General features: G+C 54.7%; 14 protein-coding genes. 8 read left to right on the top strand and 6 right to left on the bottom strand.

All coding sequences use genetic code 11. From position 1 onward, the window contains the following. Positions 1-13 precede the first annotated feature (13 nt). Both KT71_RS18855 and KT71_RS18850 read left to right on the top strand, forming a co-directional pair. Positions 14-1,603 (top strand): outer membrane protein assembly factor BamB family protein, encoded by a 1,590-nt coding sequence (locus KT71_RS18855; RefSeq protein ID WP_491844275.1) that lies wholly within the window; start codon positions 14-16, stop codon positions 1,601-1,603. 2 nt (positions 1,604-1,605) lie between these two features. Continuing rightward, a complete protein-coding gene (locus KT71_RS18850) occupies positions 1,606-3,009 on the top strand; it encodes an aldehyde dehydrogenase family protein (protein WP_008293725.1) in 1,404 nt (467 codons plus the stop codon). An 83-nt stretch (positions 3,010-3,092) separates the two neighbouring features. Here KT71_RS18850 and KT71_RS18845 read toward each other — a convergent pair whose 3' ends face one another. The 4 genes from KT71_RS18845 to KT71_RS18830 all read right to left on the bottom strand — a co-directional run bounded on the left by KT71_RS18845 (position 3,093) and on the right by KT71_RS18830 (position 8,523). Beyond that, on the bottom strand, positions 3,093-5,561 hold the full coding sequence (locus tag KT71_RS18845; RefSeq protein ID WP_008293726.1) for a TonB-dependent receptor: 2,469 nt from the start codon (positions 5,559-5,561) through the stop codon (positions 3,093-3,095). Between the two features lie 196 nt (positions 5,562-5,757). Then, positions 5,758-6,831 (bottom strand): FecR family protein, encoded by a 1,074-nt coding sequence (locus KT71_RS18840; RefSeq protein WP_008293727.1) that lies wholly within the window; start codon positions 6,829-6,831, stop codon positions 5,758-5,760. Beyond that, on the bottom strand, positions 6,828-7,388 hold the full coding sequence (locus KT71_RS18835) for an RNA polymerase sigma factor (protein WP_008293728.1): 561 nt from the start codon (positions 7,386-7,388) through the stop codon (positions 6,828-6,830). Before KT71_RS18835 ends, KT71_RS18840 begins: the two co-directional genes overlap by 4 nt. 97 nt (positions 7,389-7,485) lie before the next feature. Then, a complete protein-coding gene (locus tag KT71_RS18830) occupies positions 7,486-8,523 on the bottom strand; it encodes an AraC family transcriptional regulator (RefSeq protein WP_008293729.1) in 1,038 nt (345 codons plus the stop codon). Between the two features lie 271 nt (positions 8,524-8,794). Between KT71_RS18830 and KT71_RS18825 the strand changes: the two genes are divergently transcribed. From KT71_RS18825 to KT71_RS18800, 6 genes are all read left to right on the top strand, one after another. Next, the gene (locus tag KT71_RS18825) at positions 8,795-10,345 is read left to right on the top strand and encodes a class I adenylate-forming enzyme family protein (RefSeq protein ID WP_008293730.1); all 1,551 of its coding nucleotides are present in this window, start codon (positions 8,795-8,797) and stop codon (positions 10,343-10,345) included. Further along, positions 10,342-11,133 (top strand): enoyl-CoA hydratase/isomerase family protein, encoded by a 792-nt coding sequence (locus KT71_RS18820; RefSeq protein ID WP_008293731.1) that lies wholly within the window; start codon positions 10,342-10,344, stop codon positions 11,131-11,133. The genes KT71_RS18825 and KT71_RS18820 overlap by 4 nt, the downstream gene beginning before the upstream one ends. Positions 11,134-11,138: 5 nt before the next feature. Beyond that, a complete protein-coding gene (locus KT71_RS18815) occupies positions 11,139-12,377 on the top strand; it encodes a thiolase family protein (protein ID WP_008293732.1) in 1,239 nt (412 codons plus the stop codon). Between the two features lie 9 nt (positions 12,378-12,386). Beyond that, the gene (locus tag KT71_RS18810; RefSeq protein WP_008293733.1) at positions 12,387-13,535 is read left to right on the top strand and encodes an acyl-CoA dehydrogenase family protein; all 1,149 of its coding nucleotides are present in this window, start codon (positions 12,387-12,389) and stop codon (positions 13,533-13,535) included. 46 nt (positions 13,536-13,581) lie between these two features. Continuing rightward, on the top strand, positions 13,582-14,355 hold the full coding sequence (locus tag KT71_RS18805; RefSeq protein ID WP_008293734.1) for an SDR family NAD(P)-dependent oxidoreductase: 774 nt from the start codon (positions 13,582-13,584) through the stop codon (positions 14,353-14,355). 150 nt (positions 14,356-14,505) lie between these two features. Further along, on the top strand, positions 14,506-14,961 hold the full coding sequence (locus tag KT71_RS18800) for a glycosyltransferase family 2 protein (RefSeq protein WP_008293735.1): 456 nt from the start codon (positions 14,506-14,508) through the stop codon (positions 14,959-14,961). Here KT71_RS18800 and KT71_RS18795 read toward each other — a convergent pair. Both KT71_RS18795 and KT71_RS18790 read right to left on the bottom strand, forming a co-directional pair. Continuing rightward, complete coding sequence (locus KT71_RS18795) at positions 14,915-15,550, bottom strand: hypothetical protein (RefSeq protein ID WP_023660359.1); 636 nt, start codon at positions 15,548-15,550, stop codon at positions 14,915-14,917. The two genes, KT71_RS18800 and KT71_RS18795, sit on opposite strands and share 47 nt — an antisense overlap. Positions 15,551-15,625: 75 nt before the next feature. Continuing rightward, on the bottom strand, positions 15,626-16,387 hold the full coding sequence (locus tag KT71_RS18790; protein ID WP_008293737.1) for an SDR family NAD(P)-dependent oxidoreductase: 762 nt from the start codon (positions 16,385-16,387) through the stop codon (positions 15,626-15,628). Positions 16,388-16,430 lie beyond the last annotated feature (43 nt).

Genomic DNA, 16,430 nt, shown 5'->3' with positions numbered 1-16,430 from the left:
TCCCTAGGACCCCATCAAGGAAGCCCGAACCATCACCGGAGCGCCGAGGGTGGTCAAGGGCAAGGTCATTATCGGTCACGGTGGGGCTGAATACGGTGTACGCGGTTTTGTCGCCGCCTATGATGTGGACAGTGGTGAGGAGGCATGGAAGTTCTACACTGTACCTGGCAATCCTGCCGATGGTTTTGAAAATGACACCATGAAAATGGCTGCCGAAACCTGGACTGGAGAGTGGTGGAAGCTGGGTGGTGGTGGCACTGTCTGGGATTCTATGGCTTACGACCCTGAGCTGGATTTGCTTTATTTCGGGGTGGGTAATGGCTCACCATGGAATCAGGCGGTACGCAGCCCTGGAGGCGGTGACAATCTATTCCTTTCCTCTATTGTGGCCGTGCGCCCTGACACAGGGGACTATGTCTGGCACTACCAGACAACACCGGGGGATACCTGGGATTACACCTCGACTCAGCAAATTACTCTGGCGGACCTGGAGATCGAAGGCACTTTACACAAAGTAATAATGCACGCGCCCAAAAACGGCTTCTTTTACGTGATTGACCGAACAACCGGTGAGTTAATTTCTGCCGAGAATTTTGTCCCTGTTACTTGGGCTAAGGGCATTGATCTTGAAACTGGGCGCCCCATTGAAAACCCCGAAGCGCGTTATGGCACTGGTATGGCAGTGGTCACCCCACCACCGTTTGGTGGTCATAACTGGCACCCTATGTCTTACAGCCCTGACACCGGCTTGGTTTACATCCCTGCTCATGAACTGGCTTTTACCTACAAGGCTGATGTCGATGCAGCACACAATGAAGATGGCTTCAACGCCAAGGTAGATTTCCGGGCGGGTGAGCTTCCGGCTACGGAAGCCGAACGCCGGGCATTGACGAAGCAGAATATTCGGGCCAAGTTACTCGCCTGGGATCCTGTAAATCAAAAAGAAGCATGGAGTGTTCCCTATGGGCGAATTTGGAATGGCGGTACTCTGGCAACAGCAGGTAATTTGGTTTTCCAGGGCCGGACAGATCAAACTTTTGCGGCTTTTAATGCCCGCAGTGGCGAGCTTCTGTGGCAAATACCAATAGGCAGTGGCATCGTTGGTGGGCCGGTTAGTTATGAGGTTGAAGGCGAACAGTATGTCGCGGTTTCGGTAGGCTGGGGTAGCGGTATCCATATCATGGCGGGCTATTTGATTGGCCCTAAAGCGGGCCCACAGGAGGGCCGGGTGGTAGCTTTCAAAGTTGGAGGAAAAGCCGAGCTGGGAATCAATCAGCCACCACCGCGCACATTGAATAAACCGCCGGTTCAAACCGCCTCTGATGAAACGGTTCATCGTGGTGGCGACCTTTACTATAGCCACTGCTGGATGTGTCATGGCGATGCTGTTATCAGTTCGGGGGTAACTCCCGATTTGCGTTATTCGGGAACCCTGGGTAATGAGACATTTTATTCATTTCTCTTTGAAGATATCTCCCAGCGGGGCATGCCTAATTTTAGTGACCGGATAAGCCGAGAAGAAGCAGAAGCCATTCACAGTTATGTGCTGGACAAGGCCTGGGCTGCCTGGAACGACCCAGACACAGAGAAGACCGGAGAATAAACATGAGCGACTACAAATTATTGATCAATGGTGCGTTGGTGGATGGCGATGACAGTTTCGATGTCATCAATCCGGCCACCGAGCAGACCGTCGCTGTCTCACCCAGAGCCTCTATCGCCCAGGCCGATGCTGCTATTGCCGCTGCGAAGGCCGCGTTCCCCGGCTGGTCGCAAACCCCTTTCGCCGAACGCAGCGCCCTGCTCAATCAACTGGCCGATACCATGATGGCAAATGCCGAAGAGTTGGCTCGGGTGCTGACTCAGGAACAGGGCAAACCCCTGGCAGAGGCCATGCAGGAGATCGGCTTCACCGAGGCATTTATCCGTCACCTGGCTTCCATTGAGTTGCAACCGGAAGTGCTGTTTGACACCGACGATCGCTGGGTGGAAAAACGGCACAGCCCCCTGGGCGTCGTTGTGGCGATTGCACCCTGGAACTTCCCTCTGCTGATATTCACCTTCAAGCTGGCCGCCGCCCTGATCACAGGCAATACGGTGGTGGGAAAACCGTCACCGACGACCCCGCTGACGGCGCTGAAAATGGCCGAATTCTGCAAGGCGATATTCCCGGCGGGGGTGGTGAATGTGGTAACCGATCTGAACGACCTGGGACCGCACCTGACCAGTCACCCGGATGTGGCCAAAGTGAGTTTTACCGGATCCACAGCAACTGGCAAGAAAGTGATGGCTTCTGCGGCGGATAGCCTCAAGCGTATTACCCTGGAGCTGGGTGGTAACGACGCCGCTATTGTTCTGGACGATGCAGACATCGATGCGCTGATCGAGCCGCTGTTTAACTATGCCTTTATGAACTGTGGTCAGGTCTGTCTGGCGATAAAACGGATCTATGTGCCAGAGAGGCTGTACGAGAAATTGGTAGCGGGCCTGTCTGCACTGGCAGCTGCTGTAAAAGTAGGTAATGGCCTGGAAGAGGGTGTCCAGATAGGCCCCCTGCAGAACGCCATGCAATATCAAAAGGTGCGGGAGTATCTGGCCGATGCCAGGCAGCATGGCGAGGTGGTGGCGGGTGGTGAAGTGCCCGAGGGCCCCGGATTTTTCATCACCCCGGCGATTGTCAGCGGGCTTGCCGATGGTCACCGCCTGGTGGATGAAGAGCAGTTTGGTCCGCTGTTGCCAGTGGTACGCTACAGCGACCTCGATCAGGTGATTGAGGCGATCAATGCCGGCCCGAACGGGCTGGCCGGCTCTATCTGGTCTGCGGATCTGGAGCGAGCAAAAGCGCTGGCCTACCGTATTCACACCGGCACCCTATGGATTAACCATCACCTGGATTTTGGCCCTCATATCCCCTTCGCCGGAGCCAAGCAATCCGGTATTGGCGTTGAATTTTCTGAAGAGGGGCTGAAAGAGTTTACCCAGTTACAGGTTGTGAACCTGGCCCGGTGAATTCGCCAACAGTGAAGTTGGCGTTTCATCATTAGTTGTTCGTCCCCACAGGCCCGTGGGCCCGTGGGCCCGTGGGGAGGATACTAGAACTGATAAGTTAGTTCAGCCCCATAGGTTCGCGGTGGCGTCAGGTAATTGCTTTTCACACCGAGAAGCTCAACGCCGAGATTATAGTAGACCTCGTCTTTTAGATTGCGTCCATAAAGGGATAATTTCAGCTTCTCGTTAGCACTGGTGAAAGCCACGCTGGCGTTGTACAACTCGTACGCCTTTAACTCTATGGTATTGAAATCATTACCATAGGATTCACTGACGTATGAGTAGGATAAGCGCCAGGAAAGGTAGCCAAGATCCCCCAAGGTCATGTCATAGGTTGCCGCCAGATTTGTGGTGGTCTCCGGCACCATGACAAACTTCAGTTCATCTGCAGATTTTCCTGTGGCTTCCTCCGCTGCATCGAATTCATCGTATGTGGCATCGGTCCAGCCTACTGATGCTTCCAGTACCAGATTGTCGGTGACCGCTGCCATTGCCTCTACTTCAACACCGCGCACCGTTGCCGAGGCAGCGTTCACAATCTCCTGAACCGCGTTTTCAGTCAGTGTAGTGCGCTGTAGATCATCATACTTGTTATTAAATGCCGCGAGGTTTAGTCGGCCACGACCATCCCACAGGGTCGATTTGAGTCCGATTTCAAAGGCATCTGCAACTTCCTCATCGTAAGGCCCTGGGGTGGAGTTACCTGATAAGTCTGTAAATCGGGCGTTATAACCGCCACTGCGAAAACCCCTGGTATACGATGCGTAAGCCATCACATCATCATTGATGTCATAGGCAAGGCCAGCCTTTGGTGTGAAATTTGACCAGCTTTCACTGTCGCTGAAGAATGGCCGACAGTCATTGAAACTTGTGTTTTCCTCGAACGGAGTTCCTTTGGTAGCGCAATCGCCTGTGGCCGCTGGATCACCGATCAAGCCAATTTCTGCATCCTTGTTTTCTTGCGTGTAACGACCGCCGAGGGTCAAGCCCAGGTTTTGGCCTAGTCTAAAATCTGCCTGGGCAAACACGGCTGCGGTATCGTGATCGATGGTGGAAACGCCCCGGCGATCGACCGCATCTACCAGTAAGCGTCGTTCTGCGTAGGTGTACGTCTGATCGAAGTAGTAGGCGCCTGCAGTCAAGCTCGTGGTATCGGACAGGTCTCCGGCCCACCTTATTTCCAGGCTGCTCTGATCCTGATCAAACGCTGTGTCCTTAAAGTGGATTCGAGTATCAGTCCAGCCATCCACGTCGCTAGTCACGTCTTGTTCAACATCACGATAGCCGAAGACCGAAGTCAAAACGCCATTACCAAGATCCCAGTTGCCTTCCAGCATGACATTGAACCACTCCAGGTTATTATCACCATTTTCATTCTGGTAAGTCAGTCGGTCCGAGTAGGGATTACCTATGCGAACACCATCCACTTCAAACGCCTGGCCACCAACGCCATCGGTGTCCATTTCTCCGTACTCAAAAATAGCGGCGCCGTTAAAGCTCTCTCCGGTATATGTCAGTGCCGGCCTGACTAGTAGAGAACTCGATTCGCCTTGCTTCCCACCCAGTGTTTTGTTGTCGAAGTAGCCGTCGTGCTCCTTGTACATCACGGCTAGCTTTCCACCCACCTGTTCGGTCAGCGGGCCACTCAGGGAGGCAGCCAGGTCAGTCAGATTGTAGTTGCCTCCACCAACCCGAACTTTACCTTCAAATTCATCACCAGGGCGGACCGAGCGCATAACCACGGCGCCACCGGTCACGTTGCGCCCAAACAGAGTTCCCTGGGGGCCGCGAAGAATCTCTATGGTGTCCAGGTCAAACAAGTCTGTGACCACACCAAAAATAGTGCCATAGGATATACCGTCCATGACCACGCCAACTGCGGGATCTGCTGAAGGTACACTCTGGCCAACGGTACCCATACCACGGATAACAAAATTGGCGACACCCGGAATGGTACCCACAGGCGAAAAATTGGCGTTTGGTGTGCTCAAGCCGATATCGGTCAATGTGACGGCGTGCATCGCCTCAATTTTTGCCCCGCTCATTGCGGTAATCGCTATGGGTACATCCTGAACGCTTTCAGCGGCGGATTTTTTCTGTGCTGTTACCAGTACTTCTTCTATCAATGCGCTGGCTGGAGACGGAGCAATTTCAGCACCAGCTCCAGATGCGGCGAACAGTGTGCTAAGAAATGCGGCGAGTTTAGTTTTCTTCACTGGGTGTTTCCCCTCGAGATTACTGTTTAGTTTTATGATTAAGTTGCCTTGATCACTAACAGTAAACTGCAAAGGGGTATCCTTGAGCAGAAGCACTATGGCCTCGCTTGCAGTGTATTCCCCAGTAAGCTCATTTGTCTTGTACTGCTTCACCTCATCGAAAAGAAAAAGCACGCTTCTGTTAGTGACCTTGGCATACTCGGTCAGGGAAACATCAGCACTCTGGGCAGGAATATGAAATGAAAAGACTGTGTGCTCTGGTGTGCCATCTGTTGCCTGGCAAACCGCAACCGCCATCCAAAAAGCGACTATACATTGGAGCAAATGGCTCGGGAATTTTCCGCCCAGCCAATACGATTCTTTCAATATCCAGCAGAGATTGCTGTATCTCCCTCGTATTGGTAGACAGATGAACAAGAAAAACCCCCCATCTCCGCTGCAATTATTTTTATTTTGTTAAGCCAGGTCCCTGAGTCCCCCGCGGTAAGCAGATTCAGCCGCTGGAAGAAGTCGGTTCTCGGGATGCGAGATGAATAACGCCTGCCGTATCCCTTTTCACCTCAATATTAAAACTACCAGACAGCACGTCAAGCAATTCATCAATGTCCCCGAGTTGGAAATATCCTCCCACGCGGATATCACCAACCTGAGTATCGGAAAACTTAAAAGTGTAGTGCGTATGGCGACTTAGCTCTCTAACAACCTGAGAGAGGGGTTCGCCTACAAACTGGACTTTGCCCTGTTGCCACAACAGTTTACGCTCTATTTCTGGTGCCTCGACAAAGCCCACAGACTCAATCTGGTGTTTGCTGATAATAGCGATTTGACCTGCTTTGAATTGTTGTCCCCGCTCGTGTTGCAGCTGCGTTCTCCCCGGGGAGGCCACTTCGGCCGCACCGACATGAATCTCTACAATACCTTCGGTAACCGTCACTTCGAGCCTGCCACTACTGGAATCGACGTTAAATGCTGTACCCACGGCCACGACACGGGTATCACCCACCTCCACCACAAACGGGCGAGAGGGATCCGGTTCGACGTCAAAGTGCGCCTCTCCCTTTATCAGTGCGACTCTTCTTATGGCGTCATCAGGGTCAAAAGTCGCCTCTATCTGGCTGTCCGTGTTGAGCATTGCCTTTGAGCCATCTGGCAATACCGCAGTTCTGTACTCGCCCACCGCTGTTACTGTCTGGTGGACATAGGTGGAGGGCTGATCAGTTCCCGGGTAGATCAGGATCAGCATAGCCGCGAACACCGCTGAGGCGGCTATTGCGCCTAAACCAAATCCTTTGGAGGGGAACCAGGTAGAAACTGTGGGCGTTGTTGTTGACACCTTCTGTGGTTGCTTTCGCGGAAACATATCGGCAAGTTGTGCAAGTTCGTCCAGGTCGTCCCAGGTATCAGCACACTCAAGAAGCGCTTTCGAATGGGCCGGAGATTCGGCAAGCCATTGATCGAGCGCTTCACGATCAGCCTCTGACATGGTATCGGCAACCATTTTTGCCACCCATGCCGAGGCCTGGTCCAATATTAGCGCCTCTTCTGGAAATTGAACTGCGGTTTTCATAGCCTGATCTTCCTTGGCTCGTTAGCGATACCTGATTTCTCTTTAATCATCTCTTCATCCAGCGAAGCAAAATACTTCACGCAATGCTTTATTCCTTTGGTGATGTGTTTCTCAATGGTTTTCTCCGATATGTTCATCTCTAGGGCAATCTCTTTGTGAGAGTATCCGTACACTTTCTTGAGGACGAACACTTTGCGGCACTGGGGTGGCAGTGTCCTTACAGCAATACACAAATCGAGAAAACGGTTCTGCGAGGCCACTTGATCTTCAACCTGGGTGCTATCAGGTATGACAATCTGCTCGACATTTTCACCCATCTGCTGTGCATTTTTTTCGTAATATGAGTTGATATGGTTTAAAGCGAGATTGCGGGCCGTCTTCGCCAGGAAGGCCTCGGGGTTGTCGATTTCGGCTTTTTTGGCGGCACAATAGGTGTTGATGTAGGCGTCCTGAAGAATGTCCTCTACATCCTCAGGGCGCTGTGTGATCCGACGCACCGTGCCCTTCAGTCGATCTTTCACGCGTATGTACGCCAGTGCAATCTGGTCTTCTTTCATACTGTGATCAACTCTCAGGTAGCATTTTCTTCACCATTCTACTATCAATTAAGCACCGGGCAAGGCATCGAAGAGTTGGTGCATGATAGAGCGATCGTCAGGTTCTATTTTTCCAATAGAGCTTTCTCATATCCAGAGTTCGCCGCGTGGCCGGTTGGTAGTCTCTTGGCGACGCCCCGGTGAGACGCTTAAACGCTCTGGTAAAGGACCTGGGTTCAAGATAACCCAGCTCTTCAGAAATTTCCTGGATGGAGTGTAAGCCACTGGACAACATGTTGATCGCTTTGCTCAAGCGGTATTCATCCTTGATGCGCTGAAAATTGTAACCCTCCTGTTTTAGCCGTTTGTTCAGCGTCTGCGGCGTGATCGAATACGAGCTTGCCACTTGGTGTATGGATGGAATACTGGGATGACGGGCTTCAAACTGGCGCCGGATATTAGCCACAAGTGAGGTGCCATCAGATGGGATGGTGATGATATCCAGAGGAGAGCGGTTGAGGAACTCACGAAATTCTTGACCTGATCGGATCATTGGTTTTTCGCAATATGAGAAGTCGTAAATGATCTGATTCATCGGTTGATTGAACTTCAGCTTGCAGGGAAAAACGAGTCGCAGCTCTTCAATGTAGGAGGGTTGGGGATAGTTCAGTTTGACTTCTTTGAGTGTGATGGCCTCGCCAATAGACCAACTGGGAAACCGATGCCAGATAGTCATCCAGAACTCAAGATAGAAGTGGTCTGGATCGAGGCTCTCATCTGAAAACGTAAAAGACTGAACCAGGCTGCCGGACTTGATGGTAAGGTCCATCTGGATATCGCGCGTAAACAGGTTGTAAAAGTGCACCGCTTTCTTGAGTAGATCAAACAATTTGCTTTCATGACGCACCTGGTCACACATCAGGGAAAAAACCCCGTTGGGGCAGGGGTTGGTGGTAAAGCCCATGAACTCATCCTGCAGCTTTAGCCAGATGAGTTGGACCAACTGAACCAATTTTTGGCCATCGATCCGCGCATCTTTGTTAAACAGGTCTTCCGCTGCAATACCTGTTTCGCGGAGCAGTTCTCGCTGAGGGATGCCATGGCGCAGAGCGCCACCCATTGCTGCCTGTATATAATGAGAACTTACTGTCGCCATATCCAGGTCATCATTATATAAAAATCTATAAATATCAATAGTATAAGTAAATATCACCAAGTCTCATATTTAAAAAATGATACCTAAATTGAGATTTATTGACCTTCTTCTTGCTGTCGTTTTTTGCCAGTATGCCAATTGCAGGGCAGACGGGGACAGGTGTTGGATTCTCCTGAGCGGCTATGAGGGAGTTCACTCAGCATCAGGCCGTGTGTCAGCTAGCATGTGAGCTTGTCGGGCTGAGTAAATACTTTCGGGAGAGAGCAATTCTATGCGAGTAGCTGATTATTTCGACCGCACTGCATCCATCAATCCCCAGCAGGAGGCCTTTGTCGATATCGACCTGGACCGCCGGCTCAGTTATCAGGATGCGCGTAACTTCGCCCACCAGGTGGCTGTGGTGCTGACGGAAAAACTGGGCCTGGCCGCCGGTTCCAAGGTGGCCGTGTACAGCCCCAATGACAGCCTCGCCTTTCTGGCCATCGTCGGGGTCAGTCGCGCCGACATGGTCTGGCTGCCGCTCAATTTTCGCAACGCCCTGGCCACCAATGCCCAGTTGCTGAGTTTTTTTGGCGCCGACGTGCTGATCTTTCACAGCCAGTTTGAGGACAGTATCGCCGAGATAAAATCACTGGCCCCGGATATCAAGCACTTTCTCTGCCTGGATGGGGATTCCAGCCAAGGCGATTCCCTGCGCAGCTTATTCAGCGACGGCCCGGTTAGCTACGACAGCGGCCCGGAGGATCCCATGGCGACCACCTGGATGTTGGCCACCGGCGGCACCACGGGTCCCTCCAAAGGGGTGGAGCACAGCCATCACAGTGTCGAGGCGACCATCAACCTGCAAATCCTGGGCGCTGTAATCAGTCCCAATCCACGGTACCTGGTAATTGCACCGATGACGCACGCTGCGGGCTATATGATCCCCGCCTTTGTGGCGCGTAATGGCACGGTGGTGGTGTTGCCGGAGTTTGAGGCCGGCAGGGTGCTGGAGACCATTGAAGCGGAGAAGATTACCCACCTCTTCTTGCCGCCCGCAGCCCTGTACGGCATGCTCGATCATCCCGATGCAGCTAAGTATGACTACAGCTCACTGCAAGCATTCTATATTGGCGCCGCGCCTACAGCACCGGAGCGCTACAAGGAAGCAGTGGCCAGGTTCGGGCCCTGTATCACAGAAATTTACGGCCAGACAGAAACCATGTTTCCCCTGCTGTATAAGTCCACTGCCGAGTGCCTGGACGACAAGGGCGCCTTCCGCGAAAGCGTACTGCGATCGGCCGGGCGGGTCTGCCCCGGTTGCCGGGTGGAAATCATGAGCGAGGACGGGCAACTTCTCGGGCCCAATGAACCGGGCGAGATCGTGGTGCGCGGCAGCAGCGTCATGAAAGGGTATTACACCAACCCTGAAGCGACGGCGGAGGTCTCCAGGCACGGCTGGCACCATACCACCGATGTCGGTGTGAAGGATGAAGAGGGCTACATCACCATTGTCGATCGCATCAAGGACATGATTATCAGCGGTGGTTTCAATATCTACCCGGTGGAAATCGAGAATGTCATCAATGGCATGGCGGAGGTGCAGAACTGTGCTGTCATCGGTGTCCCGGACTCCAAGTGGGGCGAGGCGATCAAAGCAGTTATTGTATTGCAGGAAGGCAGCAGCCTGGAGGCCGAATCGGTGATGGCCCTGTGCAAGGAGAAACTGGGCAGCATGAAGGCACCCAAGTCGGTGGAGTTCTGGGATGCGCTGCCACTGAGCCCGGTGGGCAAGATACTCAAGCGGGAAATCCGCGATCGTTTTACCGGGCAGACCTCATGAGTGAGCAGGCGCTACTGTATGAAAAGGACGGCGCTGTTGCCCGCCTGGTGTTGAACCGGCCAGAGGATATGAACTCCCTCAACCTGGCGATGGTTTCCCTGTTTGAAAACTACCTGCCGGAAATTGCTGCCGATGACGGTATTCGGGTATTGATTGTCACCGGTAACGGTCGTGCTTTCTGTGCGGGTGCGGACCTGAAGGAAATCCGCCAGGGTCTCGATGAGGTTCAATATGGCGAGCCCGACTTTCTCGACCGCTTGCTGAGCCAGGTTTTTCTGCCGCTGCACAACTTTCCCAAGCCGGTGATTGCTGCACTCAATGGCATCACCCTGGCCGGTGGGCTGGAGCTGGCCATGTGTGCCGACCTGGTGGTCGCTTCCGAGGACGCGAAAATCGGCGATGCTCACGCCAACTTCGGGGTGTACCCCGGTGGTGGCGGTGCCTCGGTGCTTCCCCGCCTGGTGCCACTGAATGTGGCCAAGTACCTGTTACTGACGGGGAAGACCCTGTCGGCAGAGGCCATGTGCCAGTACGGCTTTGTCAATGAGGTGGTGCCAGCGGACGAGCTTCAGTCGGCTGCCCAGGCCCTGGCGCAACATATCGCCGGCAACAGCCCCATTGCCATGAGCCGCATGCTGTCGGTGGCTAATGCGGCACTGGATAAAAGTCGCGACGATGCCCTGCTGCACGAGCAGTTTGAGTTCCGTCGCCACCTGCGATCCTGGGATATGCAGGAAGGACTCAGCGCTTTTGCTGAGAAACGCAAACCCGAATTCAAAGGGCGGTAACCCCCATGAGTGACATTTTTATTGCCGGTGTGGGCATGACCCAGTTTGGGCGCCACCTGGATCGCAGCTACAAGGATCTGACACGGGAGTCGGTTGAGCAGGCGCTGGCCGATGCCGGTGCCGAGAAATCCCAGGTTCGCCAGGCCTATTTTGGTTCCTGCGTGGTGGGATTTATGCAGGACCAGCACATGATCCCCGGTCAGGTGGCCCTGCGCTCCATGGGCTTTGAGGGCATTCCCATTTTCAATGTGGAGGGCGCCTGTGCCTCGGCGACTTCCGCGCTGTACCTGGCGGCACAGGCGATACGCGCGGGCAGTTGTGACATTGCCCTGGCGGTGGGCACAGAAAAAATGAACAGCCCGGACAAGGCGCGGATGTTTGCGGCCTTCGATTCGGCCTGGGATGTTTCCTGTGTCGAGCACAACAAGGAGATCCTGCTGCGTATGGGGGAGGGCATTGACCCGCCGGCCGGCTCACAGTCGCAGAAGCCTTACAGCATGTTTATGGATGTCTACGCTGCTTTCTGCAGGCTGCACATGAAAACCTTTGGTACCACACAGCGTCAGATTGCCTCGGTGTCGGCCAAGAACCACAGTCATTCGGTGCATAACCCGCTGTCGCAATACCAACAGCCTTACAGCATTGACGAGGTAATGCATGCGCCGCCGATCACCTATCCCTTGACGCTACCGATGTGTGCGCCCATCTCCGATGGCTCGGCGGCGGCGGTCATCTGCAACAGCCGGGGTCTGGCCAGCTTGAACGGCACGGCATCGCGCGCCGTGCGCTTGCTTAGCAGCGTGGTTCGCTCCGGCAGCAGCCGCGGCGCGGATGAGTACAAAAACCACCTCACCGCGCTCGCTGCGGCCGAGGCCTATGAACAGGCCGGCATCAGCCCTGCAGAGGTGGATGTGGCCGAGGTGCACGACGCCACCGCTATGGGCGAGATTATCCAGGCGGAGAACCTGCAACTGGTGCCCTATGGTGAAGCGGGGCCAGCGGCTGAGCGCGGTGACTTTACCGTGGGCGGCAGAGTGCCGATCAACCCCTCGGGTGGACTGGAGTCAAAGGGGCACCCTATCGGCGCCACCGGTCTGGGCCAGGTCTACGAGTTGGTGACCCAACTACGCGGTGAGGCCGGGGCGCGCCAGGTGGCTGGCGCCCGGGTTGCGGTGCAGGAAAACGGCGGCGGTATTTTCGGCGTCGAGGAAGCGACGGCGGTCATAAATGTATTTTCCAAGTGAGCAAGTGCGATGATGAACTTTAATCGAAGCGAAGAACAGAATATGGTGTTGGAGAGCCTGCGCCGATTTCTCGACGCCGAGGTCGAGCCGGCATTTCTTGAGCACGGCGAGGGGTTTATCCCGCGGGACAAAATGCAGGCCTGGGTCAAGCAGTTTACGGACTACGGCATGATCAAGGCGCCGCACGATGAGCAGTGGGGCGGGTTCGGCATGGACTGGTTGACCCACCTGATGGTGTTTGAGGAAATTGCCTACACCTCGCTGGACCTGGCCACGCCGGGTTTTATTAATTGTGTCGGCGCTGAGATGTTGAGCCAGCTGGCTTCGGCTGAGATGAAGGAAAAGTACCTGGCCGATGTGCTCAACTGTGACAAATTCATTGCCCTGGGTATCTCCGAGCCGGATGTGGGCTCCGATGTTGCGGCGGTGAAAACCCGGGCGGTGCGCGAGGGTGATCACTGGGTCATCAACGGGGAAAAGACCTGGATTACCAACGGTGAGTACTCAGATCTGCTGATTTGCACCTGCCGCACCGGCGACAACGAGATCAGCCATATCCTGATTGATCGTGAAGAACACGGTTACGACGTGATGGGAATCAAGAAACTGGCGCTCAACGGCCAGTCCACGGCGCAGATTTTCCTGTCCGATGTTCGGGTGCCGGTGAGCAATACCCTGGGCGAACAGGGCCAGGGCCTGAAAAATACCATGAAGCTGTTTGAATACGCCCGCTGCCACATGGCCATGTGGGGCGTGGCCACTGCGCGCCGGGCCCTGGACGAGTCGATAAAGTATTCCCAGGAGCGCTCACAGCACGGTAAGCCGATCGCGGGACACCAGTTGATCGCCGACAAACTTGCCACCATGGCCACCCAGGTTGATGCCGCAAGACTGTTGGCCTATCGCGCTATTACCCTGGTGGAGAGTGGCATCCGCGCCGACAAGGAGTGCTCCATGGCCAAGTGGTACGGCACTGAGATTGCCGTAAACGCCACCCGGGACGCGGTGCAAATCCATGGGGGCAATGGTGTGACCAAGGAGTTCGTGGTGGAGCGCCTGGCCCGCGAGGCCCTTATCAGCCCGATACCGGATGGCACCACAGAGATCCAGAAGTTGCTGATTGCCCGCTGCCTGACGGGCATCCAGGCCTTCAAGTAATGGCGTGCCGGCCGCAGGGAATTGACTCACAGTACAGGACTAGCCGATGAATCTAGAAAACAAGGTAGTGGTAGTGACAGGTGGCGCCTCGGGCCTGGGGCAGGCGGCCGCCAGGCACCTGGTAACGCAGAAGCAGGCAAAAGTCGCGATACTCGACCTGAACCAGGACGCGGGCGAGCGCACGGTTGCCGAGCTTGGAGAGGAAAACGCGCTGTTCTGTCAGGCTGATGTGACCTCTGAGGAGAGCATCGATGCCGCCATTGCCAAAGTGATGGAGAAGTTTGGCGCCATCCACGGCAATATCAACGCGGCCGGCATTCCCCTGCCGTGCAAACTGCTGGATCGGGAGGGCAAGGCCAGTGGGCTGAGCAAGTACGCCCAGGTGATCAGCATTAACCTGTGCGGCGTGTTTAACGTGATGGCCAAGTGTGTGGAGCAGATGGCCGGGAATACGCCGGAGCAGGGTGAGCGCGGCGTGGTGGTGAATGTGTCATCCGGCGCGGCCTTTGAAGGCCAGATCGGCCAGCTGGCCTACAGTGCCTCCAAGGCCGGGGTCAACGGCATGAACCTCCCGGCCGCCCGCGAGTTGGGTGGCCTGGGCATAAGGGTAAACTCTATTGCTCCGGGGCTGTTCGCCACGCCGTTGATCAAGGGGCTGGACCAGAAAGTGCAGGATTCGCTGATAGACATGGTGGAGGCCCCGAAACGCATGGGTGAGCCGCAGGAGTTCGCCGAGGCATGTGCCTTCCTGATGGAGAGTGCCTATATGAATGGCCGGGTGCTGCGCTTTGACGCGGCGACGATTCTGCAGGCTAAATGAGATTGATACGGGTTCCAATGGTGTTGCTCTATTCGTAGTCGTGATAGCCTTGAACTGGAGTAAAGTGGTGTCAGGAATGGCGCCACGGCCATCCAGCTAGAAGCAGCGCGCAAGCTTTTGCGCGGCCAGTACGAGACTACGGACCATTACGTGACAATTAAAAGTCGTCTGCGACGCTATGGGGTGAGGTTGCGGGATTTGTCCAGCGCCCACATCAAACCGCGGCTACCTTCAGTACACTACTTTCTCTTCTATCGACTTCGCAGGTACCTGAGCGGCCTGAACGCATCGTTTACCGAGGGCGCTGCCCTGGACCTGTCGGTGCTGACCACAGCCGGTGCCTGGCCCGGTGAATCGGGCTCGCCCCTGGTGAGTGTTATCGTTCCCGCCTACAACCACGAACAGTATCTCGGCCAGCGCCTCGAGTGCATTTACGACCAGACCTACCCCAACGTCGAAGTCATCCTGCTCGACGACTGCTCCAGTGATGGCAGTGCCGATGTCCTGCGCGACTGGGCCGGCCGATACCCGGAAAAAACCCGGCTACAGCTCAACGAGACTAATTCCGGTAGCCCCTTCGGGCAGTGGGGTGTTCTGTCACATTGAAATGTACAACTTGCCGACGATCATGGCTGAGCACGATGAATACATAAAGCACTCGAAATCCGGCAGTGGGAACCGTAAAGAAATCAATCGCCGCCAGACATTCTGAATGGTTGGCAAGAAAAGTTCGCCAGGTCTGCGAAGGTGATTTTTTCTGACGAACCATATATTTTGAAACTGTCGCCTGTGATATTTCGATACCCAGCTTGAGTAATTCACCATGGATTCTGGGCGCACCCCAGCCCATATTGATTGCCTGCATTTCTCGGATCAGCTTGCGCAGGCCTCCGTCCATAGCGGGTCGTCCCGGCTTAGGGCCTCGACTTTTCCAGCGCCAGTAAAATCGGAAGCCCTGCCGATGCCAGCGTACGACAGTATCCGGATGTAGGCCGTGGAGTACTGTACGCCAGCCATCCACATAGCGTGAAAAGAGAATCCAGAACAGCTTATCCGCCACCGTAGCGCGAGGGCGTTTCACGGATTTCCGGAGCATGGTCACCTGTTGGCGCAATGCCAGATTCTCAAGAAGCAATTGACGCCGAGACTTGAACACTGAACGCAGAAACATGACCGCTAGAATAAAGAATGGCATGTTTGCCATCCTTCATCGGTTGCTAGGAATAGTCAATAAAATCAGGGCGATCGAATTTTCAGGAGGGACAGGTAGTTACTGAGCCAGATAGCCGCCATTGATTGGATAGTAACCACCAGTACAGAACGACGCCTGGTCACTGGCTAACCAGGTGATCAGGTTAGCGACCTCCCCGACCTTGCCCACTCTTCCCATCGGGTGCATCCCTATCGCGTGCTTTATCGAGCCCTGTGCATCTTTGGTCTGCCCTATAGTGCCAAGCAACGGCGTTTCAATAACGCCAGGGCCAACTGAATTAATACGAATGCCCATAGTCGCGTAATCCAACGCCGCCGCTTTCGTCAAACCGTCCACGGCGTGTTTGCTCGTGATATAGTCCGCGCAGCTCGGTGTGGCGATCTTCGAGGCGATAGATGCCAGGTTGATGATCGACCCACCGGTTGCCAGCATCTGATTTACCTGGGCTTTCAGCCCGAAGAACACCCCGTTGATGTTGATATTCATCGTTCGCTGCCAGCCCTCCGCGGATAATTCAAGCAGGGGCTTTGTCTCGCCTATCACACCCGCATTGTTGACGGCGATGTCCAGGCGGCCAAATCGCTTGACCGTGTGCTCGACCGCATTCTGGCAGGATGCCTCAGCTGTTACATTGTTTTCGACAAAGGCAATGTCTCCCAGTGAGGACAGCTCCTCAGCAACCTTCCGGCCCTGTTCGAGATTGATGTCGCCGATCATGACGCGGGCACCCTCGCGCAGGAAGGAACGGGCAGTCTCATAGCCGATACCTGACGCCCCCCCGGTGACTAATGCGACCTTGTCCTTTAGCAGTTGTGTCATAACAGTTTCCTTTAAGCTTTCTGAGATTTACCGCGCAACTATC

Origin of the sequence: Congregibacter litoralis KT71, from assembly GCF_000153125.2 — a bacterium.
GTDB lineage: Bacteria > Pseudomonadota > Gammaproteobacteria > Pseudomonadales > Halieaceae > Congregibacter > Congregibacter litoralis.
This window is presented reverse-complemented; position numbering and strand designations above follow the sequence as displayed.

Coding starts and splice junctions, on each gene's coding strand:
- KT71_RS18795 (WP_023660359.1), bottom strand. CDS start 15,550: ATGCCATTCTTTATTCTAGCGGTCATGTTTCTGCGTTCAGTGTTCAAG.
- KT71_RS18805 (WP_008293734.1), top strand. CDS start 13,582: ATGAATCTAGAAAACAAGGTAGTGGTAGTGACAGGTGGCGCCTCGGGC.
- KT71_RS18790 (WP_008293737.1), bottom strand. CDS start 16,387: ATGACACAACTGCTAAAGGACAAGGTCGCATTAGTCACCGGGGGGGCG.
- KT71_RS18830 (WP_008293729.1), bottom strand. CDS start 8,523: ATGGCGACAGTAAGTTCTCATTATATACAGGCAGCAATGGGTGGCGCT.
- KT71_RS18840 (WP_008293727.1), bottom strand. CDS start 6,831: ATGAAAACCGCAGTTCAATTTCCAGAAGAGGCGCTAATATTGGACCAG.
- KT71_RS18820 (WP_008293731.1), top strand. CDS start 10,342: ATGAGTGAGCAGGCGCTACTGTATGAAAAGGACGGCGCTGTTGCCCGC.
- KT71_RS18850 (WP_008293725.1), top strand. CDS start 1,606: ATGAGCGACTACAAATTATTGATCAATGGTGCGTTGGTGGATGGCGAT.
- KT71_RS18845 (WP_008293726.1), bottom strand. CDS start 5,561: ATGGCGGTTGCGGTTTGCCAGGCAACAGATGGCACACCAGAGCACACA.
- KT71_RS18825 (WP_008293730.1), top strand. CDS start 8,795: ATGCGAGTAGCTGATTATTTCGACCGCACTGCATCCATCAATCCCCAG.
- KT71_RS18810 (WP_008293733.1), top strand. CDS start 12,387: ATGATGAACTTTAATCGAAGCGAAGAACAGAATATGGTGTTGGAGAGC.
- KT71_RS18815 (WP_008293732.1), top strand. CDS start 11,139: ATGAGTGACATTTTTATTGCCGGTGTGGGCATGACCCAGTTTGGGCGC.
- KT71_RS18835 (WP_008293728.1), bottom strand. CDS start 7,388: ATGAAAGAAGACCAGATTGCACTGGCGTACATACGCGTGAAAGATCGA.